The organism is Aurantimonas sp. C2-5-R2 (assembly GCF_036549495.1).
In the GTDB taxonomy this organism is placed as follows: Bacteria; Pseudomonadota; Alphaproteobacteria; order Rhizobiales; family Rhizobiaceae; genus Aurantimonas; species Aurantimonas coralicida_A.
Genome location: NZ_JAZHLJ010000291.1, coordinates 1 through 538, shown reverse-complemented (window position 1 = coordinate 538; position 538 = coordinate 1). Strand labels below are relative to the sequence as shown.

Here is a 538-nt window from a genome sequence, read left to right as displayed (position 1 = left end):
GGCGCGAACTGCTGGTCGATATCAAGGCCCGCGGCCTCTCGGTCCCGCCGGAGATCGCCGTGGGCGATGGTGCCATGGGGTTCTGGAACGCGCTCGATGAAGCCTTCCCGGGCACGCGTCATCAGAGGTGTTGGGTTCACAAAACCGCCAACGTCCTGAACAAGTTCCCGAAATCGATGCAGCCGGCGGTGAAGGCCGACCTGCGCGAGATCTGGCAGGCCGAGACNCTCGATGAAGCCTTCCCGGGCACGCGTCATCAGAGGTGTTGGGTTCACAAGACCGCCAACGTCCTGAACAAGTTCCCGAAATCGATGCAGCCGGCGGTGAAGGCCGACCTGCGCGAGATCTGGCAGGCCGAGACCCGCGCCGCCGCCGAGGCCGCCATGGACACCTTCACCGAGAAATACGGGGCCAAGTACGAGAAGGCAGTGACTTGCCTGATCAAAAACCGCGACGCCTTGCTGGCTTTCTACGACTTCCCGGCCGACCATTGGGATCACCTGCGCACGGGCAACCCGATCGAGAGCGTGTTCGCCAC

General features: G+C 63.5%; 1 protein-coding gene. It reads left to right on the top strand.

What is annotated here, in order from left to right:
- The coding region (locus VQ044_RS25575) for a transposase (protein WP_331827929.1) at positions 1 to 538 on the top strand (538 nt) is incomplete at both ends.